This window comes from Asticcacaulis endophyticus (assembly GCF_014652575.1).
GTDB classification, from domain to species: domain Bacteria; phylum Pseudomonadota; class Alphaproteobacteria; order Caulobacterales; family Caulobacteraceae; genus Asticcacaulis; species Asticcacaulis endophyticus.
The window spans coordinates 1,286,008-1,311,475 of sequence record NZ_BMZB01000001.1 but is presented as its reverse complement, the minus strand read 5'-3'; the positions used below and the strand labels follow the sequence as shown (position 1 = coordinate 1,311,475).

Genomic DNA, 25,468 nt, shown 5'->3' with positions numbered 1-25,468 from the left:
TTGATGCCTCAAAGAACCCCCACCACCACATCTCGTTTACTACGTAAACTCGTGCGGTCCCCGGCACCGGCCGCCCGGCTCCCCATTAAAATGGGGAGGTATGAATTAGAGGTCTACATTAAGCTTTCTCGCTAACGACAGAATTTCGCTGCGCAGCGAACTGTATGAACTCGTCATCATGCGGGTGATGGCCTTTGACGCCGCCTCACGGTCGCAGCTTAGGATCATGCGCTTGACCTGACCAATGCCTGCGGGCGGCATCGACAGACGGTTGAACCCCAGCGCAACCAGCACAAAGGCTTCCAGCGGCTTACCGGCCATTTCACCGCAGACTGACACCGGCGTGCCGCTCTCATCCGCCGCCTGACGGATCGACGACAAGGCCCGCAGCATCGGCGGCGACAGCACGTCATAACGCTCGGCCACACGCGGATTGGTGCGGTCGGCGGCAAACAGATACTGCGTCAGGTCATTGGTGCCGACGCTGGCGAAATCGACCATCGGCAGCAGGGCATCCAGATGCCACAGCAGGGACGGACACTCGATCATCACCCCGACCCGCAACACTGACGGCAAAGCCCGCCCGCGCCGCTTGGCCCAGGCCATTTCGACATCGACCCATTCGCGCGCCTGACGGAACTCATCAATCGAGGCGACCATCGGGAACATGATGCGCAACTCGCGGCCACGCGCGGCGATGATCAGAGCGCGTATCTGCATCCTCAGCAAGGCCGGACGATCAAGGCCCATACGCACGGCGCGCCATCCCAGGGCCGGGTTTTCTTCGCGCTCGGTCTCCATATAGGGCAGAATCTTATCCCCACCCAAATCAAGGGTGCGGAAGGTCACCGGCTTATCGACGGCCTCATCCATCACCCGTTCATAAAGTTCGGTTTGGCGCTTGAGACGCGGTAGATCCTCAGAGACCATGAACTGAAATTCGGTACGAAACAGTCCAATGCCCTCAGCCCCTGTTTCGTGCATGATCTCAAGATCAAACTCCAGACCGGCGTTCATCAGCATGGCGACGCTGTGGCCATCCTTAGTAATGGCCGGGACGTTCTTGATCTTGATGAACTCAGCGCGTTTCTGGGCGCGGACATCCATACGGGCGTGGGTGGCACCAATAATGTCGGGACGCGGCCTCAGATACGCTTCGCCGGTTTCGCCATCAACAATAACGGCATCGTTCTGACTGACCCGGTCGCGCAGACCATTGAGCCTGCCCACACACGGGATTTGCAAGGCGCGCGCCACAATAGCCGCGTGGGCAGCGGCCGAGCCTTCTTCCAGCAAGATGCCTTTCAGCTTCTTGCGGTCATATTCCAGCAGGTCCGCCGGGCCCAGATCACGCGCCACCAGAATGGAATTTTCAGGGATTTCGCGCGCCACGGTGCTCTTGCCCGCCAGCACCCGCAACAGCCGATTGGCCAGATCTTCGAGGTCATGCAGGCGTTCGCGCATATAGGCGTCACGGGCTGAGTTCATCCGGGCGCGCTGCTCATTACGGACGCGCTCAACGGCGGCTTCGGCCGTCAGGCCTGAGCGCACCGCCTCGACCAGATTGCGCGTCCAGCCGCGATCATGGGCAAACATGCGGTAGGTTTCGAGCACGTCAAAGGTCGGCCCGGCCAGACCGTGCTGGCCCTCAAACATCTCATCAATCTGTTCGCGCAGCGACGTAATCGCGGTCAGCAGGCGCACCTCTTCGGCCACCGGATCATCTGACAGCAGGTGCTCAGGCGTGACCGGCACCTCGTGCAGTATAACGACCCCAAGGGCGATGCCGTCTGAGAACGCCGCCCCCTTGAGCCGCTCCGGCTTATGGGGCGCAAGCTCAATGTCCTTCAGTTCGTCAAAGACCTGAAGATCGCCCGCCGCCACCATTTCGGCCAGAACCATGGCGATGATCTGAAGATCCTCAACCTCTTCTTCCTGATAGTGGCGCATGGCGCGGTTTTGCACGACCAGGACGCCAATGGTCCGCCCGCCGCGCAGCAGTGGCACCCCTAAGAACGAGTTATAGGGGTCTTCGCCCGTTTCCGGACGGTAGGCAAAGTTTGGATTAGCCGGTGCGTCCGATAAATTAAGCGGGGCACCGGCGCGGGCAACCTCACCGACCAGACCTTCGGTCAAACGCAGGCGGGTATTGTGGACGGCGGCGCGGTTCAGACCTTCGGTGGCGAACAGTTCCAGTTCTTCGGAAGTACGACGCAGATAGATCGAACAGACCTCGGCCACCATCGAATTGGCAATGATGCGCACCACGGCATCAAGTCTGACCTGTGCGGTGGTACCGTCGGCCATGACCTCACGGATCTGGCGCAGCAGCCCTCTTTGGCCCTTGATGGCGAGACCGGATTTCATAGTGACTCTATTCCCTAATCGAAGCCCTGAACGTAACTATTATATTTTTGGCATACCCACACCATAGAAAAACGCCGCAGGTCAAGCCGTGCGGCGTTTTTACACTCACATATCCGTAATGAGCCGAAACTCATCCGCCCATTAGGCTTTACACGCCTATCTTGTCCAGACCGTATGCCGCATGCAGGGCGCGCACGGCCAGCTCGGTATAGGCTTCGTCAATCAGCACCGAAATCTTGATCTCAGAGGTCGAAATCACCTGAATGTTGATGCCCTTATCGGACAGAGCACGGAACATGGTTTCCGCCACGCCGGTGTGCGAGCGCATACCGACGCCGACGATCGAGACCTTGGCGACGTTTTCATCGACTTTCAGCGTATCATAACCCAGTTCGTCCTTGGCCGCGTTCATGATGTCGGCGGCAGCCTGAGCGTCACGTCTGCCGACGGTGAACAACTGGTTGGCATAGTCACCGGAGCGCTTTTCAGACTGAACGATCATGTCGACATTGATGTTGGCCTGCGCCAGCTTTGAGAACACCGCTGCCGACACGCCGACCTTATTTGGCAGGCCCAGAAGGGTGATTTTGGCTTCATCACGGCTGAAGGCCACGCCGGAAATAATATGCTTTTCCACGATTTCGTCCTCGTCGCACACGATGGTGCCCTGATCAATATTTTCGCCCGGCTCCACAAAAGAAGACAACACGCGCACCGGCATACGCTGCCCCATGGCCAGCTCGACCGAGCGGGTCTGAAGCACCTTGGCCCCAAGGGACGCCATTTCCAGCATCTCTTCAAATGAAATCTTTTTGAGGCGGCGGGCCTTGGCTTCGACGCGCGGATCGGTGGTGTAGACCCCGTCGACATCGGTATAGATATCACAGCGAATCGCCTTTACCGCCGCCGCCACAGCCACAGCCGACGTATCCGAACCACCCCGGCCCAGCGTCGTGATGCGACCGGATTCGGTGACACCCTGAAAGCCCGGCACGACCACGATCTGACCGGCATCAAGCGCGGTCTCAAGCTTTGCGGGGGGGATGTCGAGAATACGGGCCTTACCGTGAATGTCGGAGGTAATAATCGGCACCTGCCAGCCCATCATCGAGATGGCGTCATAGCCCATGTTGCGCAGAACCATCGACAGAAGACCTGCGGTCACCTGTTCACCGGAGGCTACGACAACATCATATTCGTCATCGCCTTCTAAGGCCTTACCTGTGGGCTTACCGGCGCCATCGGTCCAGGCGACCAGTTCGTTGGTCTTGCCCGACATGGCCGAGACCACGACGGCGACATTATGACCGGCATCGACCTCTGCCGCGACCAGACGCGCCGCCCGGCGGATGCGCTCCAGATCGGCCATGGACGTGCCGCCGAATTTCATGACTAAGCGAGTCACTGTGATACAAATCCTGACTGTTTGACGTACAAAAGATGCTATGAAGACCTATTCTTAAAGCTTGCCCGTCGCTCAAGGCGGGCATATTTAGCGACATGACGCGCAGCCTGCAAGAGTTGCGCACCGGTTTCGCCCGCGAAATGGACATAAAAAATGGCGCTTACGCGAAAAAATATTCCCGAAACGCAAGCTTTCACGGCCTCTGGCGGTGAAAATTCCGCAAAAGACGTAACGGATGCGACAAATTCACCGGCGAGTGGATTTTCGATCGACGAAGCCGAAGTGGCGCGTTTTTCAGCGCTGGCCGCCAAATGGTGGGACGTTAAGGGCGAGTTTGCGCCTCTGCATAAGTTCAATCCGACCCGCGTGCGCTTTATCCGCGATACCTGCCTGATGCATTTTTCGCATCTTGACGGTGACGATATTCACCCCTTTGACCATATGCGCCTGCTTGATGTCGGCTGCGGCGGCGGGTTGTTGAGTGAACCCATGCGACGGATGGGCTTTGAGGTCACTGGCCTTGATGCGTCGGAAAAAAACATCGGCACGGCTAAGGCCCACGCGACGCAAGACGGGCTTGATATCCGCTATCTGGCGCAGACCGTGGAACAATTGGCGGCGTCGGGCGAACCCCTGTTCGATGTCGTTCTGTGCATGGAAGTGATCGAACACGTTGCCGATCCGCGTGAGTTCCTGAAAACCTGCGCGTCTTTAGTTAAACCCGGCGGGTTGATGTTTGTGGCCACGCTCAACCGGACGACCAAATCCTTCGCTCTCGGGATCGTGGCGGCGGAATACGTGCTGCGCTGGGTGCCGCAAGGGACCCACGACTGGAACAAGTTCTTAAAACCGTCCGAAATCGAGGACTTTCTGTCGGAAACTGACCTGACGCCTGATCCGGCCGTGGGGGTCAGTTATAACCCGATACTTGACCAATGGGCGTTGTCGAACGATATAGCGGTCAACTATATGATGGTGGCGCGGTACTTCTGATGGGCGGGGCTAACGCTTGTTTTTGCCCTACCGCTTCGCTGTTTGAGGGCTCGCGCCTTGAGCCCACGCCCATAGATTTTTGAGTTCCTCCATGACCGAAACAACAACCACCCTCGTCAACGCCTGGAAATCCGCCCAAGCCCGCCTCAAGGCCGCAGGCCTCGATTCCCCAGCCATTGACGCCCGCCTGTTGCTGGAAGCCGCTACCGGCGCCAGCCGCGCTGATATTATCACCGACCCGTATCGTCCGCTGACGGCGGATCAGGTCGCCACCCTCGAAGATTACCTGTCAAAGCGCCTCAAGCGCATGCCTGTGTCGCGGATCTTAGGCCGCAAGGGTTTCTGGAAACTGATGCTCAATATCAATTCTCACGTCCTGTCGCCGCGTCCGGAGACCGAATGTCTGGTTGATCTGATCCTAAAGCGCACCGAAGAGGGGCAATCGTTTCAGGTCGCCGATCTGGGCGTCGGTTCCGGCGCAATTCTGCTTTCGATTCTGGCGGAGCGTCCAGCCGCGCGCGGCCTCGGCACCGACATTTCCGAAGAAGCCTTGGCGGTCGCGCGCGAAAATGCCGCCAATCTGGGTCTTGCGGGACGTGCGGCATTTTTACGCACCTCCTGGGCGGTCGGCATGGCCGATGACAGCTTTGATTTCGTGGCCTCAAACCCGCCCTATATCCGCTCAGAGGTTATCCCCACCCTTGATCCGGAAGTGAAAGAGCACGACCCGATTCTGGCGCTGGACGGCGGACCGGACGGCCTGCAAGCCTATATCGAGCTTATCCCCGACGTTTTCCGCGTCCTTAAAAAAGACGGCATGGCCTATATCGAAATCGGCTATGATCAATCCGAAGCGGTTGAAAAGATTATGAAAGAGGCGGGATTTATCAACGTCCACACCCTGCTCGACCTGTCGACAAACCCGCGCATCGTGATCGGCCAAAAATTCGTACTTTAAAAAATCGCTTGGCGTTTGATTGATTTGCCGCTAATCAAGGGGTGTCTTCCATCCCTTGTTAACGCCTGCGGTGATACGAATAGTCCGTATCACGTAAATTGGGCGAAGCAGGCTGGTCGGGCGCACGACGGGTATTTCATACGGGGCCACCCCGCGCGCACAAACCGACCCAAAAGACATCACCAAATACTATGGTCGTATCCATCCGAATAACCATAAGCATTTGCTGGATTTACGAAAATTTGCCGCCCCAATGCGGGCGAAGCGTATAGAACGGTCGCACACACATGAAAGATTTCAGGGGTATGAAACGGCAACGTGGCCGGAATCGCAATACCACTAAACCCTCTGGTCAGCAGAACAACAACCCCAACCGCGCCTACGAATCCACCGGCCCCGAAGGGGCCAAGGTTCGCGGCAATGCTCAGACCATCTACGAAAAATATCAGCAGCTTGCCCGCGACGCCAATTCGTCCGGCGACCGGGTTCTGGCCGAAAACTACCTGCAGCACGCCGAGCATTATTTCCGCCTGATCCGTCAGATGCAGCCTACCCGTGCCGTCTCGGAATTTGTGGTGCGTGACCCGTTCTCGAACTTCTATGACGTCGAAGAAGACGGCGATGGCGAAAACGAGGGCGGTGACGTTCAGGCCGAAGCGACTGAAACTGAGTCCTATGACACGAATGAGACTACCGCTGAGGGCGATCAGCGCCCACGCCGCGATGATCGCAACAATCGTGACCGTAATGACCGCAACGACAGAGATCGTAACGACCGCAATCGCGACCGTAATGACCGTGACCGCAACCGTGATCGCCCCTATGAGGCGCGTGAGCCCAGAGAACCGCGTGAACCGCGCCCTGAGCGTGGGCCAGATCGTGCCCCAGAACGCGGGCAAGAACGTGCGCCTGAGCGCGTGGGCGCAGATCGTGGCCCAGATAAGGGCCCTGAACGTGACCAATTTGATGCCGACGGCAATCGCCGCGAAACCCGCCGTGAGCGCTATGAGCGCCGCCGCAGTCAGCGCCTGAACGAACAGGAGCAGATTGTCGCCGACCCGCTGGGTGCGCCGCCGGTCATCGCCTCAACCGAGCCCTTCTCGGTGCCCTTAGCGCCAGTGCCTCTGGCGCCGGTCGCGGAACCGGCCTATACGCCGCCGCCCGCCAATGTCGATGCCGACCATCTGCCGGCCTTCCTGCGCGCGCCCCGTACGCCGCGTGAGGTTGAAGCGGTATCTGCGCCTGAGCCAGATGAAGCCCCGGCTGAGGCGGTCAAAAAGCCGCGTGCGCCCCGCCGTAAAAAGGCTGAGGCCGAGCCCACCTCCGAAGAAGCCTAAATACGAAAAAGCCCGGAGACATCTCCGGGCTTTTTTTAATTCAGTTTTGAACTGCCCGCAGGCTTTGGTGACGGTGACGGCATAACGGGCACATCAGCTTGCGGAACCACCGGCTTCATCACCGGCAAAGGGGCTACCGGCACGCCATCCTCGATCAGGGATTTCACATCTTGCGGTGTCGCTTCGCCGTAAATGGGCCGGTCTTTGGAATAGCCCTCATGGATATCGCGGGCCTCCTTGGCAAAGCCCTCACCCACATAATCAAAATTCTTCTCGACGTGCTGGCGCATCTGATAGGCGGCCTCGGCCATAACCCGGTGCGTTTCCGCAACCGGGTCCTTGCCCTTGGTGGTGCGCACACTGGGGGCCATGATGGCTTTTTCAACCTCAGTTGCGCCGCACATCGGACATTCAATCAGTCCGCGCGTCTGCTGATCCTCAAAACCGGAGGAGGACGAAAACCACGCCTCAAACTCATGGGCGTGCGGGCACTTTAGCGCATACCGGATCATGACAGGACAATATCCCGATCGTGCTTAAGCTGCGGCAGGGCCGCGCGCGCCTTGGCCACTTCAGACAGATCAAGCGTGGCAAACAGCACATCCGGACGGTCGTGATCCAGTGATGCGATCACCTCGCCCCACGGCCCAATGACCAGGGAATGTCCCCAGGTCTTACGGCCATCTTCGTGGGCCCCACCTTGGGCCGGAGCCAGCACAAACGCGCCGGTTTCAATCGCCCGCGCCCGCAGCAGCACTTTCCAGTGGGCCTTGCCCGTCGGCACGGTAAAAGCCGCGGGCGTGGTGATCACCAACGCCCCGGCCTTGGCCAGCACGCGGAACAGATAGGCAAAACGCACATCATAGCAGATGCTCATGCCGAGTTTGACGCCCGCGACCTCCGTCACCACCGCGCGCGCGCCGCCACGGATGCCATTGCTTTCTTTATAGGATTCGCCGTTCGCCAGTTCGACATCGAACAGATGCACTTTGTCGTAGGCGTCGATAAAGTCGCCGTCCGGCCCGATCAGCAGGGTACGGTTGACGGCGCGGGTGTCGCCGTCTTTTTCCAGAACGATCGCCGATCCCATCAGGATCGACACCTTGAGCCGCCGCGCCAGATCGCGGTAGCCCTGAACGCAGATATCGTTCTCCGCCGTCGTGACCTTCAGCGCTTTTTGATCCTTGCGGATTTCCATCAAGTTGGAACATTCCGGCGTCAGGATAAGCTGCGCGCCCTCAGCCGCCGCTCGCTCAATAAGCGGCGTGGCTTGCGCCAACGCTACCGCCTGATCGGCGGGCGTGGTCAACTGAATAAGGGCGATTTTCAAAGTATCGACCACTATCTAGCCTGCCAGCAACGGATCAAGCCCGCCACGCGAATCGAGCGCCAGCAGATCATCGCACCCACCTACATGCAGGCCGTCGATGAAAATCTGCGGATAGGTGCTGCGACCGGAGCGCTGGTTCATTTGGGCGCGCAGTTCCGGGTCATGGGAGGCCACAAACTCCTCGTAGGCCGCCCCTTTTTTGTCAAACAACGCCTTGGCGCGCTCACAATAGGGGCAATAGGGTTTGGTATAGATTTCGATCTTGGCCATAAAACAACTTCCACTGACGGGCTATGTTAAACTGTATATAATCCAGATGCAGAATAATTAAAGTGCCGCATCCACATCTGGCGCGGCGCGGGCAATAACCGCCACATCGACCTGACGCACCCCGGCGGCCATCAAAGCCTCGGCGCAGGCCCGCACGGTCGCCCCGGTCGTGAACACATCATCGACCAGCACTACATGGCGACCGCGTAAGCGTCGCACGCCCGCCGGTGTCACCATAAACGCGCCTTTGACATTTTTAGCCCGTTCGGTTCGGGAGCTTTGCCGCTTGGTCGCCTTAATCCGGCGCAGGCCATCGGCCAGATAATCCTTATCATATTGCCGCGCCAGAGGCCTTGCGATCTCAGCGGCCTGATTGTAGCGCCGGCTCCACAACCGCGTCCAATGCAGCGGCACGGGCACAATCACATCGCAGTCCCTGATCAACTCCGCCGCGGCCCGCCCGATCCATTGCGTAAACATCGGGCCGATATCGGTGCGGTCAGCATGTTTGAACGGCAGGATCAGGCTTTTGGACGCCTCCCCATAAAGACAGGCCGCCCGCGTGCGCGTAAACGGAAACGGCTTTGACGTGCACCCTTCACAGCGCCCGCCGGCCCCCAGATAAATCCCGCCCGCCAGCGGCCGCGCGCACATATCGCAGCCCTCATCGCTTAAGAACCGGATCTGCCCCCAGGTGTCCGCCGACAGCCCCCCCAGCAGCATTGCTTCATTCGGGGCGGCATAGTTGACCGGATCATGGGGATCGCGGTCCAGCACCTGCGCCGGATAGATGGCGTCAATCACACTGCGCACGACGTTACGGCCATTATCTTTGACCAGCCCCTTAACCTTGGCTGGCAATTCGCCTATGAACGCCCATCTGTTATTCATTGTCCCCTATCCCCCGGCCCCATGACCCAGCTTCCCCCGCGCCTGTTTGACCGTTCACTTCTCGCCCGCCGCCTTGACCGCGTGGCGGATGGCTTTGGGGCGGCCAGTTTCCTGAAAATCCGCGCGGTCGAAGATGCCTTAGATACCCTCAGCGCCATCAACCGCACGTTTGATCTGACGCTCGATATTGGGGCCCGAGACGGCACCTTTGGCAAGTGTTTAAAATCGTCCTATGCCGCGACCAAGATCAGCACCCTGATCGAGGCCGATATATCTGAGGTTATGACAAAGGGCCGCACGGGCAATGGTCATCTGCAAATGGTGCTGGACGAAGAAGCCCTGCCGTTCGCGGACGACAGCCTTGATCTGATCGTCGCACCGCTTACCCTTCACAGTGTTAATGATCTGCCCGGCGTGCTGGTGCAAATCCGGCGCGCCCTGAAAGGCGACGGATTGTTTATCGGGTCGTTGTTGGGCGGGGAAACCTTGCGCGAACTGCGCACCGTGCTGATGGAGGCTGAAATGGAGGTGCGCGGCGGCTATGGCCCGCGTATCGCGCCCTTTGCCGAAAGCTATGATCTGGTCGATTTGTTGAAACGCACCGGCTTTGCCATGCCGGTCGTCGATGCCGATAAGGTTAGCGTGACCTATGCGCACCCCTTGCGATTGCTGCAGGATTTGCGGGCGATGGGGGAAACCAACATCCTGTTTGACCGCCCGCGCAAAGGTTTGAATAAGGCGATACTGGCGAAGGCGTTTGCGCTCTATCGGGCACGGTTTGGCACGGATGACGGACGGGTGACCGCGACGTTTGAGATCATTACCCTGTCAGGCTGGAAACCGCATGAGAGCCAGCAAAAGCCCCTACGGCCCGGTTCGGCCAAGATGCGGTTGGCCGATGCTCTGGGGGTAAAAGAGGGCAAGCTCTGATCAGGAATTGGCCACAAACGCGAAGATAAACACGCTCAAGAATATCAGCATGGCCAGGTGATAGTCGCGGCGGGTCAGATGCCCAAAGGCCCGACGCAGAACGATCTGCGGCAATTTCCATATAGTCTCTGCACGACCCACAGCCCTACCCCATCCTCATTTTGAGACGCATGGGAGGATGTCTGCAAAGGGGCTGCCAAAGCTGCTTGTCTAAGCCTTAAAGCGCGCTAAGGCTTCGAGGAAGGCACGGTTTTCATCGTCCTTACCGACCGTGACGCGCAAGGCCTGGGGCAGGCCATAGTTCTTGACCCAGCGGATGAGGATGCCTTCACGCATCAGGTGATCATTGGCATCGGATGCCACCTGCTCGCTGTCGAAATGGATCAACAGGAAGTTCCCCGCCGAGCGCTCCACCCGATACCCCAGAGCGCGGATCTCCTGAATGAGCCGTGGCCGCCAGTTCAGCACCTGCTGGCGCGAGGCATCGATATGGGCCTGATCCTGTAAGGCCGCCGCCGCCGCATATTGCGCGGGCAGGTTGATGTTGAACGGCATACGCATCCGCTCCATCGCCTCAATCATGCCGATTGGCGCATAACCGAACCCGACCCGCAAACCGGCTAGACCGTGAATCTTGGAAAAGGTCCGCGTCACCACAATATTGTCGTGGGCGCGCGCCAGACCAAACGACGTCTCCCAGGTCGGTTCATCGGCAAACTCAGCATAGGCTTCGTCGATCACCAGAATAACCGAGGGATCAAGCTCTGAGCGCAGGTAGGCGATCTCTTCCGGGGTATTCCAGGTGCCGGTCGGGTTAGCGGGGTTGGAGATATAAACGATCCTGGTGCGGTCATCGACCAGTTCCAGAATGCGCGGAATTTCGACCCGCAATTCAGGCTCCGGCGCCAGACGCACCTCCGACTGGCAGGCCTGAGCGCTGATGCGGTAAGCCAGAAAGCCGAACTCACCGGTGACGATATTGTCGCCCGGTTGCAGATAGGTCTGGTTGAGCATGCCGAACACTTCGTCGGAGCCGTTGCCAAAAATCAGCCGCTCCGGCTCAAGGTCGTGATAGGCCGCCACGGCTGATCGCAAAGGCGAGGCCAGCCCGTCGGGATACCGAAACAGCTTGGCACGGGCCTCATCATAGGCCGCCAAAGCCAAAGCTGAACAGCCCAGCGCATTCTCATTAGATGACAGCTTGATCGGTTCGGCAACACCTTCGATCTTTGATTTTCCACCGACATAGGCGTGGATATCCATGATGCCGGGTTTCGGTTGCGGCAAACGGGTCAGGATATCGGTCATGAGCTTAAACTTTCAATAGATCCGGGCTGCCGCCCCGATCACACCGGACAGGCTGCCAAAACCGCTCAGGCGGTCATCATCTTCCTGCACATAGCCGGTCAGAGCCCATAGTTTCAAGCCCGATGCCTGACAAATCGCATCCGCGATCAGACCCCGCTGGGACAGGATATCACTTAGCTTATGATCCGCCCCGGCATAATCAGTTACCCAAAAAGTCACATCATTGCCTGTCGGTTCCGGTTGCAATGACGCCACGCCCAAGGCCTGCGGACGGCCGTTTATGTCTTCCGGCAGTGCGGCCATGACGCGGACATGAGGCTCAGCCAGTAGCCGCGCCCACCATGCCCCGCCCTTGGGATCAAGGCTGATGACCCCGACATGGCGCGGATCGCGCGCCGCTAAAATCGCCGCCACCGGATCGGCCGCCTGACTGAGCGCAGGCGCAGCCCCAAAGCGCTGACGCGCCCACAGCATCACCTCAGCCTTATCGCCGGCCCATAAATTAAGGTGCAGACCGCCGCGATCTGCACCCTGAATACGCAAAGATTCCGAGATCAGTTCACGCCATATGCGGATGATCACCGCATCGGACACCTTACGGCCCGGTGCAGACAACAGCTTACGGATCAGCAAGGCCTCACGGTCCGGACGCAGCAAGGATATATGCTCTGCCGGAACCCGTTCGCGGTGAACCGTTTCAACCGCCGCCTCATGGGCCTTGGCTGTTGCTATCGCCTCGGCCAGACTGGCGCGCGTATCGACCAGACGCAACAAATCGGCATCGATCTGATCAATGCGTTTGCGTAAGGACTCCAGCGACGGAGCCTCAGCCGGTTGAGGGGTTTGCGCGTTCACGGAAAAAGTGGTCACTCTCAAGGTTATGGTCATACTTCATAGCCATTTCAAAGGCGGCCCGCAAGCGGGCTTTTGTGACAGATTACCGCCTATCACATTGATGCAATTGAAACTTTTGCGGCCATTCAACTGTGCATAAAAATCCACAGCCGGACAGATTTCTATATTTCCAAATCGCTTTGAGTAAATCCGGTTTGGCAGGCGACAGCTTTCATATTACAAATTTATTTAATCGCCGAAAAAGGCGACATAAAAATCAGGGAAGATAATATGACATCAGCCATCACACGCCGCCACCTTGTGGCCGGAACGACCGCTCTTACGCTGCTACCTCTGCGCACACAGGCACAAACCCCGACAGCGGTGCTTATATATGCCGATGGCCTGAAAAACGGCTGGTGGATCGGTGGCTGGGCCAAACATCAGGCGCAATTTGCCTTTGCCGACGGTTCAAAACCTGTGGCCGTGACCATGGCGGGCTGGAACGTCATGACCTTTCAGACCAGCGCGCCGTTCGATCCGGCAGGTTTTAGCACGATCACCCTGCTGGTCCATGGTGGCCCCAAGGGCAAGCAGGAATTCAAACTGTCGGCCAAGCTGGGCGACAAGGTCGTCTCGGGCGCTGAACTGAGCGTCAAGGTGCCCAAGGGTGACTGGGCGCGCATCGATGTGCGCCTGAAAGACCTTAAGCTTAAGGACGCCAAGTTCGACACTCTGGTGCTCAACAATGCCTCAGCCGAGGCGATGGATGAGTTTTATATCAACTATGTGCTGATCCAGTAGGTGTCCAAGACGCGCATCGGCAGCCAAAGCGCTTATCACTTAAAACACCTTGGGGGCGTCGGAAACCTTGAGCGGGCCGGTATAGGTGCCGCCGTCCCTGAACTCGAAATTCATCACCACTGCCTTTTCGGCGACCATGCGCACCCCGACCAGCGGCCGCGCCAGAGGTTCGTACTGGGCATCAATCAGGCCAGTCGACAGCAAAAACCCGAACGGATCGCCTGAGCCTGAGATTTCGAGCTTGAGCTGGCCATTCAGGCGGCGGTTTGAATCGACGCTCATCAGGTCGCTTTCCAGAAACAGATTAAGCTCCTCGATCTTGAGCGATGATTTCATAGCGCTCAACGCCCCGCCGCCCTTTTGCCAGGCCTCAACACTTTGGCCCCAGTCAACGCCCTTAAACTGCGACAGGTGATTGACGCTGGCTTCCCAGTGCAGGGTGAACGGCTTGGTCTGGCCGATCTTGCCCGCCAGACTCAACGGATCGCCCTTAGCGCCGGTGATGCGCACCAGAATATCAGCCATATCTGCGGTCTTGGCGTTGGGCCGCAGATAAGCCTCGAACCGCTCAGCCCCATTCAGCGCAAAGGGCCGCGCCGGATCGGACGACACAAACACCGGATTAAGACCTTCGATGGCCACATCATAAACCGGCTTATTGAGTCCCGACACACTGGCGCGCAGGGCATCGCCGGTCACCGTCACCTGCCCCAGATCAAGGCCTTCATGACGCCCGCGCAACAGGGTGAGGCCTTTTTCCGCCACCATCACCCATTTATCAAGCGCATAGGCATTGGCCTCAGCGGCGATCACCGGTGCGGCAAAACCCTTACCGGACGGGGCAACGACCTCAACCTTTTTGAATTCCATGAACATGCGAAAAGGGTAGCCGCGCACGCTGACCGGATCGTACTGGACATGATACCCCGCCCGGATCAGAGCCTCACGATGAGCGGTCAGGTTGGTTTCAACCTGGCGGGCCATATAGATCCAGTAGGCGCTCCATAGCCCAAGGGCGATCAGCACGATCAGGAACGGCCAGGCCAGCCCCCATTTGGTCGGCGCTTTTTTGGGTGTCTCGGCGGCAATTAGTGTGTCGTCGGTCACGGAAGGTATCCCCTCTCAGTACAGAACCTCCCCTCTTGGAGGGGAGGATACCCCGAAGGGGGTGGTGGGGTAACTGGCGCATCAGACAACCGGATCGTCCGATATTACCCCCTCTGTCTTTGAGGTTAACTCAAAGACAGCTCCCCCTGCAACAGGGGGCGTTCTTAAGCCGGATATAAAAACGCCTCTATCGCCGTCAGGGCCTCCGCCAAGGTGCAGCGCTGCAACACCACACCGTCGGGCAGGCTCTCAAACAAACGTGTCGGGGCGGCGGAATCGAGCATGACAAACACGCCCTTATCGTCTTTGCGCCGGATCAGCCGCCCGAAGGCCTGAGCGAGTTTGGCCCGCACCAGCGCATCGTCATAAAGCCGTCCCCCGAAATGCTCACGGCGCGCACGGTGCAGGGCATCCGGCCGCGGCCACGGCACCCGGTCAAAGGCGATAAGACGCAGCGCACCACCCGGCACGTCGATACCGTCGCGCACCGCATCGGTGCCCAGCAGGCAGGAATTGTGCTCTGAGCGAAACACGCTGACCAGATCCGATACATCGAGCGGATCAACGTGTTGCGCGTACAGCGATATCCCGGCCTCGGCCAGCGGACGGTGCAGGTGCTCATAAACGGCCTTGAGCCGGCGAATAGCGGTAAACAGCCCCAGTCCCCCGCCGCGCGACGCCAGAAACAGCGCGCGCATGGCGGCCGTCAGCGCACGGGCATCGTCGCGGGCGACATCGGTGACCACAAACAGCCGCGCCTGCTCGCCATAATCAAACGGCGAAGTAATGCGCACATCCTTGGCCCCCATGACCAGATGGTTGGCGCCCGTCCGTTGCCGCGCCAGCGCAAACCGATCCTCATGGGTTCCATCACTCAAAGTCGCTGAGGCCATCAGCACGCCGTGAGCGGGTTTGAGCACATATTCGGCCAGCGGGATCGATGGGTCGACATAGTGGCGGTTCAGACTGACATCGACCACCCGGCCACCCACCGCTTCAGCCGCAAACCAGTCGACAAAGGCCGGTTGATTGGATGGCGGCCCCGCATCGTCCTCGTCATTGGCCATATGCTGCAACAAAGCGCGCCAGGCCGGAAGCGTGATCCGCGCCCGCCGCTCCAGCCCGCGCAGGGCCCCATCCAGCCTGATGCGTTCTTGCGGTTCCAGTTCGGTATTTTCAGCGTCAAGAACATCTTCGATTGCCCGCACCAGCGCCAGCAGTGGCGCTTCGATCCCGCGCAAAGCCACCGCCGCCGCCTTTGACGCTTCAGCCACTTCGGGCAGGCACGGATGGGCTTCACATTCACCACCCGCCTCGGTCTCCGAACGATAGCGCGACCGCGAGGTGGTGTCGGCCTGACGGACCTCGACCTGCTTCATGACCGTGGCCAGCAGGGCCTCAATCGGCCCCAGCGGTTCCATCATATTGCCGGACTGGGTGCGCGTCGTCAGGCGCTGGGACCAGCCTTCCTGCGGCAGAACATGGGCGGCGCGGATCAGATCCTTGAGCGCATCCTGCGCCGTCTCACGCGTCGCCAAAAGATCGCCTAAGCGCTGCTCCAGACCGCGTGAGCGCCGCCGGTGGCCTTCGTTGCCACGTATCCAGCGCCGCAGTTCCGCCGCCTCAAACCCCGACAAAGCGGTCGAAAACGCCGAATCTGCGGCCTCGAACACATGGTGGCCTTCGTCGAAGATCAGGCGCGACAGCACCGGCACTTCGGACGGTTCTTCGCTGCGGTCATCGGTCGCTTTCAAATTGGCTTTTTGGGCCGCGTGCAACTCATAGGCCGCCTGCGCCATCACGAGGGCATGGTTGGCGATCACGATTTGGGCCGATTTCGCCTTACGGATAGACTTTTCGACAAAGCACACCCGGTAATGGGCGCAGGCCGAATGGATGCACTCCCCCCGCCGGTCAACCAGTGCCGCCGGATTAAGCGACTGAAACAAATGCGCTCCCGACCCAACCGGCAACAGCGATGGCAGCCAGGTCGGGAAATCCCCGCCCATGATATCGCCGTCACGGCTATAGACGACCCAACGCGCCATCAGGCCCGCAATGATCGCCTCCCCCGGCGTCTGACTGACTGCGGTTAGCCGCTCCTGATAATTAAGCAGGCACAGATAGTTTTCGCGGCCCTTGCGTACCGCCACCTTCATCTGGCGCTCAGCGTCGGTATCAAACAGGGCGCGGGTATCATTGAAAATCTGTTTTTGCAGCGCGCGGGTATAGGTCGACACCCACACCTTGCCTTGCGCTTTTTGCGCCCAGGCTTGGGCCGGAGCCAAATACCCCAGCGTCTTACCGACGCCAGTACCCGCCTCAGCCAACACCATGTGTGGCTGATCCATCACCCATTTCGGCTGAAAAATGGTGCGCGCCGACTGGGCAAAGGCCAGTTGTTCAGGGCGGCGTTCATCAAGACCGGCCCGAACCAGATGGCGCGACAGGGCGTCAGCGATTTCGCCCTCAGTTACCGATACCGATTTAGGCGGTACGTCGGGGGCCTGATCCTCCCATTCGTCGAGCAGCGTCCAGACCTCAAGCGCAGGCGGGATCACAAAATCGGCCGGCAGCGGATTGCGCGCCAGCGCCGCCTCAACCGCGCCCGCCCACACCCAGCCGTTTTTGGCCATAAAATTGAGGCTGGCCCGCGCCATCAGCCTGAAGGCCACGGACGCTGCGGCCAGTTCAGACAGCAAATCTTCGGCCACCCGGAACAGAACCCACGCGCCTTCTTCCGGCCCGTCCGGCTCGCCGTAGCCCATAATCTGCGCCACACCCGCGACTGACGGGGCGCAAAACTGCGCCGGACGCACAAAGGCAAACAGTTCCAGCACATCGAAATGCTGCACTTCGCGGTGGCCACGGCCTGCAAACAGGCGCTGCCGGATAAACGGCGCATTGGCGACCAGCACAGCTTCGCGGCCCCACAGTTCGCGCAAATGCACGATCTCGATCCGGCGGGTCTGGTGGCCATTGCTCAGGCCCGCTTTGGACGGCAGGAAGGCCAGAGACTGTCCCGGTAAGACCTCACGGAAACTCAAAGGCGGCGCGTCCGGCAGGACGGCAGGCTTGATCTCATCAGTTACAGGGGTTGGGGGCGCATCGCGAGTCACCCGAATAACTTAAACATTCGCGCGAACAAAACCAATACACAAAACCCGCGCAGTTTAACGCCGCTGGAAAATGCGTGACGCCCCAAGGCCCAGCCCGATACAGATCAGGGCGCTGACGATGCCATACATCCACGGGCGGCGATGGGCGGTGTCATAGATGAAGCGCTCAAACCCGACCTTTTCAACCCGCAGCAGTTTGGCACTGTAACTGACCGGCTCCCCATCGCGAAACAGCCAGACCTCGGCCTTATAGGTGCCGATCGGCGCATCCGAGGGCAAGTCGATTTCGGCACGGAACAGGTTGCGGTCGACAAAGCGCACCCCGAACGGATTATCGCTATAGAGGCTCGATTTCTGTTTCAGGCGCGTTACCGCCTGCCGCCACTCCAGATAATCGTCTTCAAGACTGTTGACCACCACATCGCGCACGCCATAACGCGTCACGACCTTGGTGTCGCGCGGCGTATCCATGGCGATATAATCGACCCCCAGCCCCAGACGGCGGCGGTTGGAAAAGCCGGTGATCCGATCCAGCGGCTGGGATGAGGCGGCCATGTAAAAACCTGGCGCGCCTTCGAATACCACCGGGCGGCTGTTGAGCCACAGGCCTGCCACCTGCACCTTGCGGATCAGGCGCATTGACGCCTTGGGGCCGGAGACGACGACCACGACATCGGACGGCTGATCACGGCTTTCGACGACCGCACCGTAAACAACAACCTTGGCCCCCTGAAACGAAGACGATACCTCGATGCGGTTCTGGGTCAGGTCAGTCGACAGAATGTTCGAGGACGGGGCCGCTTCGGGCAGGGCCTGAACGATTGCCGGTGGTATGGCGGGGGGAAGGACAGCGACCATTATTGCTGCCCCGTGGGCACGAGGACAAACGGGTCCTGCGGCGGTACAAACAGCGACAGCCCCATCTGCAACCCGGCCATCAGAATGATTACCGCCATGATCGCGCGCAGTTCATCGGCGCGGAAACGACTGGCCATGCGGATACCGGCCTGACCGCCGACGACCCCGCCCGCCAGCAGGATCAGCGCCAGAATCATATCGACGCTGTGGTTGCGCACCGCCTGAAGGATCATGGTCACCAGCGTCGTTATGATAATCTGAAACAGGCTGGTGCCAACCACGACCGAGGCCTTCATGCGCAGGATGTAGATCATGGCGGGCACTATTAAAAACCCGCCACCGACCCCCATCATGGCCGACAATATCCCGACCAGAAGCCCGATCGCCGCCGGAGGGATAAAGCTGATGTAAAGGCCAGAACGCGGAAAGCGCATCTTGAACGGCAGGCCATATATCCACACCGGGCGCTTGACCTTGGGCCGGGGTGGCGATTCGCCCTTTCGTCGGCGCAGCATGGCCGACAGGGATTCATTCAGCATCATACCGCCGATGGAGCCCAGCACCAAAAGATAGGCGACCGACACCACCAGATCGATCTGCCCCAGTAGACGTAAAATCCGGAAAATTTCAACGCCGATAATGGCACCGACCACGCCGCCTGCGGCCATGACCGCGCCCATGCGGTAATCGACGCTGTCGCTCTGGCTATAGCTCATGACGGAAGAGGTCGAGGTCGCCAGCACATGCCCGGCCTGAGAGGCCACGGCCACGGACGGCGGAATACCGAGTGAGACCAGAACTGGCGCCATCAGAAACCCGCCGCCGACACCGAACAGGCCCGACACAAACCCCACCAGTACCCCAAGCCCGACCATAGTCAGGACATTGACCGACATTTCGGCAATGGGCAGGTAGATATCCACGTTCACAGGCTCAGGTTCAAAGGCCCTAATCGGCCGCGATGCCCACACAGATGCAGGCCGTTAACCAAGCTTAGCGCGATTAACTGAACAGAGTCTGAACAGGCGCTCAGGGTTGTGGCGCAGACGGGGCAGATGCCAGCGTCGCCGCATCATCGGCCTTGGCCTGGAATCCGTTGGCCTGAGACTCAGCGATACGGCGCTGTGGCGCTGACAGTTCGGTCTTTAGATCAGCTACCGCCTGAGCGGCTTCCTTATCGCCGCCTGCCTCAGCAATCAGCAGCCACTTATAGGCCTCGGTCGGGTTGAGCGTGACGCCAATACCTTCGCGGTACATGATACCCAGATTATACTGGCTGTCGACAATGCCGCGCTCGGCTGCACGCCGGAACCATGTGGCAGCCTGACCGCGATCAGGCTGGCCGCCGTCACCGGCATAATACATCAGCCCCAGATTATGCATGGCGCGCGACACACCGCCTTCGGCTGCACGCTGCGTCCACAAACGGGCCTGTACCTTGTCCGGTGCAATGCCGCCAAAACCTTCTTCACCGTCATAGATCCGCCCCAGACGGAACTGCGCCGGGGCATAGCCCTGATTAGCCACGGCCTTGAGCTTATCAATACCGACCGGATCATTGGCGGTCAGGGCCTGAACGGCGTCCTGAAACTGCCGCTCAAGTGCGGCGCGATCCTCAACCGGCGGGGTGATCGCTGCGGCGGCAATGGGGGTTGCCACATCGGTTTTACGGGCGGCATCAGGTTTGATCGGCGCCTGGCCGGAGTTACCCTCATCGCGCAGAACAGCATAGCCGCCCGCGCCGACCGCCGTCAAGGCCACGGCCACGGACGATGCCTTAAAGGCCTTTTTCAGGGTTTCGCCTAAGCCTGACTTTTGTGCGCCTTTTGACTCAGTGGCTTTTACAGTCTTAACAGGCTTATCCGCCACCGCACCGCGGGTACGCGACGCCCCAAGCTTGAGCCCGCCCAGACCCGGACGGCGATCATCGCTGTCTTCGAGGCTGGCTCGCACCGCCGCCCGCGCGGCCGCCAGGGCATCGCGCGTGGAGACGGAGACGGGGGCTTCTTGCGGGGCTTCTTCGTCACGGCGCGCCCCAAAACCTTTTAGGGGCTCATCATCAAAAATATCAGCCGCCCCTTCACCATCCGCTTCATCCGCAAACGGATCGCGGTCGTGACGCAGACGAGGCGCGGTCTTACGCGACAGAGCGACATTGGCGAACGGATCGGCCTCATCGTCCTCGCGGAAAGACTCCGCCTCAACCGAGGCTGCCGGAGCATCCAGATCATCCTCAAACGGATCGTAATCGGGCTTGAATCGCGCGTCCTGCAGGCCATCGTCGGCGCGCTCTTCACCAAAGCCGGTCACATTTTTCAGCAGATGCCCGGTCAAGTCGAGGTCGTCAGCGTCTGTATCTGCCTCAACCGTCTCAGCCACGGGCGGCGTAAAGTCAAAGCGGGTGACCGCCGCCGCGTCCAACTCGGCGTCGACCTCTGCGTCATCAACCACATCCAGAACGTCTTCGACGACAGGCTCCGATGGCGGCGCATAGCGGGACCGCGACGCAAAGGCGCTAGGCAGGACATCCGGTGCGGGTGTGGCGCGCGTCATCCGCTCCGCCAGGTGCTGGCTCTCGGCCTTGCTCAGACGCTGCTCAATGCGGGCACGGGCGTCTTCAAGGATTTGGGCGGTGCGGGCTTCGCTTTGGCGGATACGCTCGCCCAGCTCCGTGTGGGTATGTTCATGGGTCTGACGCAAGTGCGCCTGCACCCCGTCCAGAACCTGCGCCGTGCGGCGTTCGCTCTCGGAAATACGGCTCGACAGGCGCTCTGAAATGCGGGCGATCTCGCCCCCCAGACGCTCCAGCGCCTGAGAATGCTGACCGTCCTGACGCGCAAAGCGAACCTCCACTGAATCCGCCACGCGGCGAAGCTCAGCGTTCAAACGATCTGCCGCGTCATGGCCTTGGCGCTCCACGCCCGTCATTCTCCGGTTAAGGTTATCAGCCACCTTTAGGACATTATGGCCCATCTGTTCAATGGCCTTGGCCGAACGCTGATCGACCTGCGCCAATTGTTCGTGCACGCCGCTTAAGGCCTGCTCGATATTGTGATGGGTGGTGTCTTCGAGTGAGCGGGCGATTTCAACGCGGGCCTCATCGATACGGCGGGTCAGATCATCGGCCAGACGACGCAGAGACTGCACCGATTCCGGGTCCGACACATCACCGCGCTCTTCGGTCCGCAGCAGGCGCGAATCGAGTGCTGCAAAGCTTTGCTCTAGGGTTTTCAGCGCCGTCGAGGTCTGGGCCTCGGCACTGTCCAGACGATGGGACACTTGCGCCACGACCTTATCGATCAGGTTTTGGGCCGCCGCATCGGGGTCGCGCAATTCCATCTGGGTCAGACGATGCGACAGACCCAGCATATCTGAGCGCACATCCTTGAAATTTTCACGGTTGCGGACATCGGTTTCATAGAGCTGATTGGAAATCTTGCCCAGGGCCCCTTCAAGGGCGCGGATATTTTCCTGCTGCTGCGGGGCACGCAACTCGGCCTCAAGCCTGGCCACCCGTTCGCGTTCTTCGCGCAGATGACCGGACAGACCCTCAAGCCGTTCCGCCTGCGCATCGACCAGACGTTCCGCCGCCTCAAGACGCTCAGCCAATACGGCCTGATCTTCCTCAGTGCGCATCAGACGCTCGCGCGAGGTGAACACGTCGTCGGCATGGCTTTCCAGCTTTTCCGCCAGATGTTCCGTGCGCGCCGTAACCCCGGCTTCGGTACGTTCCAGCCGGGTCAGCAAGCCCTCAACCGCCTGAGACACCCCACGCACCGCCGAAGCCGAACGGGTCTCAGAGGTTTCAATGCGCGAGCCCAGGGATTCCAGAGCGCGGGCCACACGCGACAGGTCTTCGGAGCCGGAACTGTGACGCTCAGCCGGGTGACGCTCATCGCCTCCCCGCTCATAGCGGTCATAATCATCTTCATAACGGGCCGCACGTTCACGCGCCGCGACTGAGGAAAAGGCTGGCGCCGAGCGGCGCGGACGGTTGATAAACTCTTCATCATGACGTGATGACGTGTAGGTGCGCTTCATACGCCCGCCCCCCGAAGGATAGTCTTCACCGCTTTCCGGCTGATAATCGTTTTGTGGCACATAGGGACGGCGACCGCGATTTTCGCGTGGATCGGCTTCGGGCTCATCGCCCTCCAGAATCACCTGATTAAGCCATTCCCCAAGGGTCATGCCAGACCGGCGCGCCAGATCCTTGGCGACTTCGCGCGCCTTTGAATCTATACCCTTAACACTCCATGGCGTGCCCGCAGACATGCGAATCCCCTACTTATGCAAACTTAAGGCTAACCACCATCATCTTGCGTGTAAACCTTTTGTTAACCACCATCTATTGGGATAACGCCATTCTCCTGTGGAGAACCACGGCATTATATAAACGCCTGATAAGGGAAAATGGCGTGGGAGCCTTGCGCCGCGCCACATTCCTACCATATTCGCAAACATGGAATTTGATCTTGGCACCACGCTCATTATGTTTTTTGCCGCCGTGTTAGCCTGCATTCTCAGCGGTTATCTGGGGGCGCGGCCACCCAATCTCAAAACCGATGCCGTCAGACTAGTCCCTTACCGGCTGATCATGCTGCTGTCCGGCACCGCAGCGATCATCCTGCTGGTCCACATCTTCGCTCTCGTCGGCGGCAACCCCCAGCCCGCGTTCCAGCCCTACTAAATCCCCGCCTTTAAATCGTAAGATTTGAGGTCAGTACTAGGCGTCAAGCGCCGCAGGTACACTAAGTACCTGGCAGCGACGACAACGACGTAATAGCCCAAAGACTACGATTTAAAACACCAGGCGAGGATGGATTTTTGGGCATGTATCCGGTTTTCAGCCTCGTCCCAGATGACAGATTGCGGACCGTCGATAACGGCTGAGGTGACTTCCTCGCCGCGATGGGCAGGCAGACAGTGCAGGAACAGGGCATCAGGCTTGGCCCGCGCCATCAGGGCCTCATTGACCTGATAGGGGCCAAGGGCGGCCATGCGCTCATCGTAATCGGTATCGCCCATGCTGACCCAGGTATCGGCCATGACGGCATCGGCACCGGCAACCGCCGCTTTTGGGTCGTGGGTGACGGTGATTTTCGCCCCCGCGCCGTGAGCCAGATCGGCGTCTGAGGGACTATATTGCGGGGGGCAGGCGATGGTGAGCGAAAACCCAAGCTTAGGCGCCGCATGGATGAACGACGCGCAGACATTGTTGCCGTCGCCAATCCACGCCAAGGTCTTACCAGCCACAGGCCCGCGGTGCTCTTCGATAGTCTGAAGATCAGCGATGATCTGACACGGATGGCTCTTGTCGGTCAGGCCGTTGATGACCGGCACCGTTGATGCGGCCGCCAGTTGCTCAACATCCTCATGGCGGTTGGCGCGGATCATGATGGCATCGACCATGCGCGACAGAACCTTGGCGGTGTCCTCAATGGTCTCGCCACGCCCAAGCTGCATGTCGTTGGCGGTCGAGATAAGGCCGTCACCGCCAAGCTGACGGATGGCCGCGTCGAACGAAAAGCGCGTGCGGGTCGAGTTTTTCTGGAAAATCATGGCCAATACGCGGTCTTTGGCCGGGGCATCGGCATCGACGCGCCCTTTCGGCCAGCCCAGACGGGCTTTTTTGCGCACATGGGCGTCATCGAGAATAGAGCGGAGATCCTCCGGGCTTAAGGCCCAGAGGTCGAGAAAGTGACGGGTCATCTGTACCCCCTTTTATTTTGGATGTCCGGCCCCTGTTATGCCGTCTCTTTGGCCTTTTCACGGGCGGCGATGAAGGTTTTTTCCAGCAGGCCAATGGCTTCGCGGGCTTCATCAAGCGTGACGTTCAGCGGCGGCAACAGACGCACACAGTTATCCGATCCGCCCGCAATTAGTATGCCGGCATCACGCGCCATAGCCATGACCTCACGGTTGACCGGCTTGACCTTGATCCCAACCAGAAGTCCCTTGCCGCGCACTTCTTCGACCACATCGCCGTAGGTAGAAATCAGGCTCTGAAGCTGCTGACGCAGATAGTTGGACACATCATTAACGTGCTCAAGGGTCTCAGGCTTCGACAACTCATTATAGGCCGCAAGTCCCACCGCCATCGCCAGCGGATTACCGCCAAAGGTCGAACCATGGGCGCCGACGACCATGCCGGAGGCCGCATCGCGGGTGGCCAGACAGGCTCCGATCGGGAAGCCGCCGCCCAGCGCCTTGGCAGTCATCAGCACGTCGGGCTCAATGTCCGACCACTGATAGGACCACAGCTTACCTGTCCGGCCCATGCCGCACTGGATTTCATCAAACATCAACAGCAGGCCGTACTGGTCGCACAGGTCACGCAGACCTTGCAGGCACTGGTTCGGCACGGCGCGGGTGCCGCCTTCGCCCTGTACCGGCTCGACCAGAATGGCGGCGGCGGTCGGTGCCGACGCCGCCGCTTTCAAGGCTTCGTGATCGCCAAACGGCAGATGCACAAATCCCGGCAGCTTAGGCCCGAAACCGGTCAGGTAAGCGTCGTTGCCGCCAGCGTTGACCGCGGCATAGGTACGGCCATGAAAGGCGCCTTCAAACGTGATGATGTCGATACGTTCCGGGTTGCCCTTGGCGGCATGATATTTACGCGCCAGTTTCAGCGCGCACTCGACCGCTTCGGTGCCGGAATTGGTGAAAAAGACCTGATCGGCAAAGCTGTCGTCACACAGGCGCTCGGCCAGAGCTTCCTGATCCGGAATCCGGAAAATATTCGACACATGCCACAGTTTCCCGGCCTGTTTCGTCATGGCATCAATCAGGATCGGGTTGGCGTGCCCCAGACCATTGGTGGCGATACCCTGCACAAAGTCCAGAAAACGTCGGCCATCCTTGGTGTAAAGGTTCGCACCTTCGCCGCGCTCAACCTCAATGGGGGCACGATTGTAAACACCGAAAAGATGATCTGGCTGGCTCATGGCAACATCC

The 25,468-nt window shown here is 59.6% G+C and carries 22 protein-coding genes; 6 read left to right on the top strand and 16 right to left on the bottom strand.

Going from position 1 to position 25,468, the window contains the following annotated elements; all coding sequences use genetic code 11:
• Positions 1-105: 105 nt before the first annotated feature.
• The gene (gene ptsP, locus IE102_RS05910) at positions 106-2,367 is read right to left on the bottom strand and encodes a phosphoenolpyruvate--protein phosphotransferase (RefSeq protein WP_229807582.1); all 2,262 of its coding nucleotides are present in this window, start codon (positions 2,365-2,367) and stop codon (positions 106-108) included.
• Positions 2,368-2,515: 148 nt separating this feature from the next.
• The gene (locus tag IE102_RS05905; protein WP_189485488.1) at positions 2,516-3,772 is read right to left on the bottom strand and encodes an aspartate kinase; all 1,257 of its coding nucleotides are present in this window, start codon (positions 3,770-3,772) and stop codon (positions 2,516-2,518) included.
• A 153-nt stretch (positions 3,773-3,925) separates the two neighbouring features.
• On the opposite strand from IE102_RS05905, the gene ubiG reads away from it, so the two are divergent.
• The 3 genes from ubiG (at position 3,926) to IE102_RS05890 (ending at position 7,060) form a co-directional block, all read left to right on the top strand.
• The gene (ubiG, locus tag IE102_RS05900) at positions 3,926-4,765 is read left to right on the top strand and encodes a bifunctional 2-polyprenyl-6-hydroxyphenol methylase/3-demethylubiquinol 3-O-methyltransferase UbiG (RefSeq protein WP_189485487.1); all 840 of its coding nucleotides are present in this window, start codon (positions 3,926-3,928) and stop codon (positions 4,763-4,765) included.
• 91 nt (positions 4,766-4,856) lie between these two features.
• Complete coding sequence (gene prmC, locus IE102_RS05895; RefSeq protein WP_189485486.1) at positions 4,857-5,723, top strand: peptide chain release factor N(5)-glutamine methyltransferase; 867 nt, start codon at positions 4,857-4,859, stop codon at positions 5,721-5,723.
• Positions 5,724-6,028: 305 nt separating this feature from the next.
• Positions 6,029-7,060, top strand: a complete 1,032-nt coding sequence (locus tag IE102_RS05890) for a DUF4167 domain-containing protein (protein ID WP_189485485.1) — start codon at positions 6,029-6,031, stop codon at positions 7,058-7,060.
• 35 nt (positions 7,061-7,095) lie between these two features.
• On the opposite strand, the gene IE102_RS05885 is transcribed toward IE102_RS05890, so the two are convergent.
• From IE102_RS05885 to IE102_RS05870, 4 genes are read right to left on the bottom strand one after another with little or no spacing between them, the layout of a single operon-like run.
• Positions 7,096-7,572 carry a DUF1178 family protein gene (locus tag IE102_RS05885; RefSeq protein ID WP_189485484.1) on the bottom strand — a complete coding sequence of 159 codons (477 nt, stop codon included), beginning with the start codon at positions 7,570-7,572 and terminating at the stop codon, positions 7,096-7,098.
• A complete protein-coding gene (locus IE102_RS05880; protein ID WP_189485483.1) occupies positions 7,569-8,402 on the bottom strand; it encodes a carbon-nitrogen hydrolase family protein in 834 nt (277 codons plus the stop codon). Before IE102_RS05880 ends, IE102_RS05885 begins: the two co-directional genes overlap by 4 nt.
• A 3-nt stretch (positions 8,403-8,405) precedes the next feature.
• The gene (gene grxC / locus IE102_RS05875) at positions 8,406-8,660 is read right to left on the bottom strand and encodes a glutaredoxin 3 (protein WP_189485482.1); all 255 of its coding nucleotides are present in this window, start codon (positions 8,658-8,660) and stop codon (positions 8,406-8,408) included.
• Positions 8,661-8,717: 57 nt separating this feature from the next.
• Positions 8,718-9,551 carry a ComF family protein gene (locus tag IE102_RS05870; RefSeq protein ID WP_229807581.1) on the bottom strand — a complete coding sequence of 278 codons (834 nt, stop codon included), beginning with the start codon at positions 9,549-9,551 and terminating at the stop codon, positions 8,718-8,720.
• Between the two features lie 21 nt (positions 9,552-9,572).
• Between IE102_RS05870 and IE102_RS05865 the strand changes: the two genes are divergently transcribed.
• Positions 9,573-10,481, top strand: coding sequence for a class I SAM-dependent methyltransferase (locus IE102_RS05865; protein ID WP_189485481.1), 909 nt, complete (start codon positions 9,573-9,575; stop codon positions 10,479-10,481).
• Here IE102_RS05865 and IE102_RS05860 read toward each other — a convergent pair whose 3' ends face one another.
• The 3 genes from IE102_RS05860 to IE102_RS05850 form a co-directional block, all read right to left on the bottom strand.
• The gene (locus IE102_RS05860) at positions 10,482-10,622 is read right to left on the bottom strand and encodes a hypothetical protein (RefSeq protein ID WP_189485480.1); all 141 of its coding nucleotides are present in this window, start codon (positions 10,620-10,622) and stop codon (positions 10,482-10,484) included.
• 69 nt (positions 10,623-10,691) lie between these two features.
• Positions 10,692-11,789 (bottom strand): histidinol-phosphate transaminase, encoded by a 1,098-nt coding sequence (gene hisC / locus IE102_RS05855; protein ID WP_189485479.1) that lies wholly within the window; start codon positions 11,787-11,789, stop codon positions 10,692-10,694.
• A 12-nt stretch (positions 11,790-11,801) separates the two neighbouring features.
• A complete protein-coding gene (locus tag IE102_RS05850) occupies positions 11,802-12,677 on the bottom strand; it encodes a chorismate mutase (RefSeq protein ID WP_189485478.1) in 876 nt (291 codons plus the stop codon).
• 237 nt (positions 12,678-12,914) lie between these two features.
• On the opposite strand from IE102_RS05850, the gene IE102_RS05845 reads away from it, so the two are divergent.
• Positions 12,915-13,427: a hypothetical protein gene (locus IE102_RS05845; RefSeq protein ID WP_189485477.1), complete on the top strand. Its 513-nt coding sequence runs from the start codon at positions 12,915-12,917 to the stop codon at positions 13,425-13,427.
• A gap of 39 nt (positions 13,428-13,466) precedes the next feature.
• On the opposite strand, the gene IE102_RS05840 is transcribed toward IE102_RS05845, so the two are convergent.
• The 5 genes from IE102_RS05840 to IE102_RS05820 all read right to left on the bottom strand — a co-directional run bounded on the left by IE102_RS05840 (position 13,467) and on the right by IE102_RS05820 (position 22,786).
• Positions 13,467-14,534: a DUF2125 domain-containing protein gene (locus IE102_RS05840; RefSeq protein ID WP_189485476.1), complete on the bottom strand. Its 1,068-nt coding sequence runs from the start codon at positions 14,532-14,534 to the stop codon at positions 13,467-13,469.
• Between the two features lie 164 nt (positions 14,535-14,698).
• A complete protein-coding gene (locus IE102_RS05835) occupies positions 14,699-17,653 on the bottom strand; it encodes an ATP-dependent DNA helicase (protein WP_229807580.1) in 2,955 nt (984 codons plus the stop codon).
• A gap of 54 nt (positions 17,654-17,707) precedes the next feature.
• Positions 17,708-18,511 (bottom strand): TIGR02186 family protein, encoded by an 804-nt coding sequence (locus IE102_RS05830; protein WP_189485475.1) that lies wholly within the window; start codon positions 18,509-18,511, stop codon positions 17,708-17,710.
• A complete protein-coding gene (locus IE102_RS05825; protein WP_189485474.1) occupies positions 18,511-19,434 on the bottom strand; it encodes a sulfite exporter TauE/SafE family protein in 924 nt (307 codons plus the stop codon). The genes IE102_RS05830 and IE102_RS05825 overlap by 1 nt, the downstream gene beginning before the upstream one ends.
• A gap of 106 nt (positions 19,435-19,540) precedes the next feature.
• Positions 19,541-22,786, bottom strand: coding sequence for an SEL1-like repeat protein (locus tag IE102_RS05820; protein ID WP_189485473.1), 3,246 nt, complete (start codon positions 22,784-22,786; stop codon positions 19,541-19,543).
• Between the two features lie 187 nt (positions 22,787-22,973).
• Here IE102_RS05820 and IE102_RS05815 point away from each other — a divergent pair, with 187 nt between their 5' ends.
• Positions 22,974-23,201 carry a hypothetical protein gene (locus IE102_RS05815; RefSeq protein ID WP_189485472.1) on the top strand — a complete coding sequence of 76 codons (228 nt, stop codon included), beginning with the start codon at positions 22,974-22,976 and terminating at the stop codon, positions 23,199-23,201.
• Positions 23,202-23,305: 104 nt separating this feature from the next.
• On the opposite strand, the gene argF is transcribed toward IE102_RS05815, so the two are convergent.
• Both argF and IE102_RS05805 read right to left on the bottom strand, forming a co-directional pair.
• On the bottom strand, positions 23,306-24,223 hold the full coding sequence (gene argF / locus IE102_RS05810) for an ornithine carbamoyltransferase (RefSeq protein WP_189485471.1): 918 nt from the start codon (positions 24,221-24,223) through the stop codon (positions 23,306-23,308).
• Between the two features lie 35 nt (positions 24,224-24,258).
• Complete coding sequence (locus IE102_RS05805) at positions 24,259-25,458, bottom strand: aspartate aminotransferase family protein (protein ID WP_189485470.1); 1,200 nt, start codon at positions 25,456-25,458, stop codon at positions 24,259-24,261.
• Positions 25,459-25,468 lie beyond the last annotated feature (10 nt).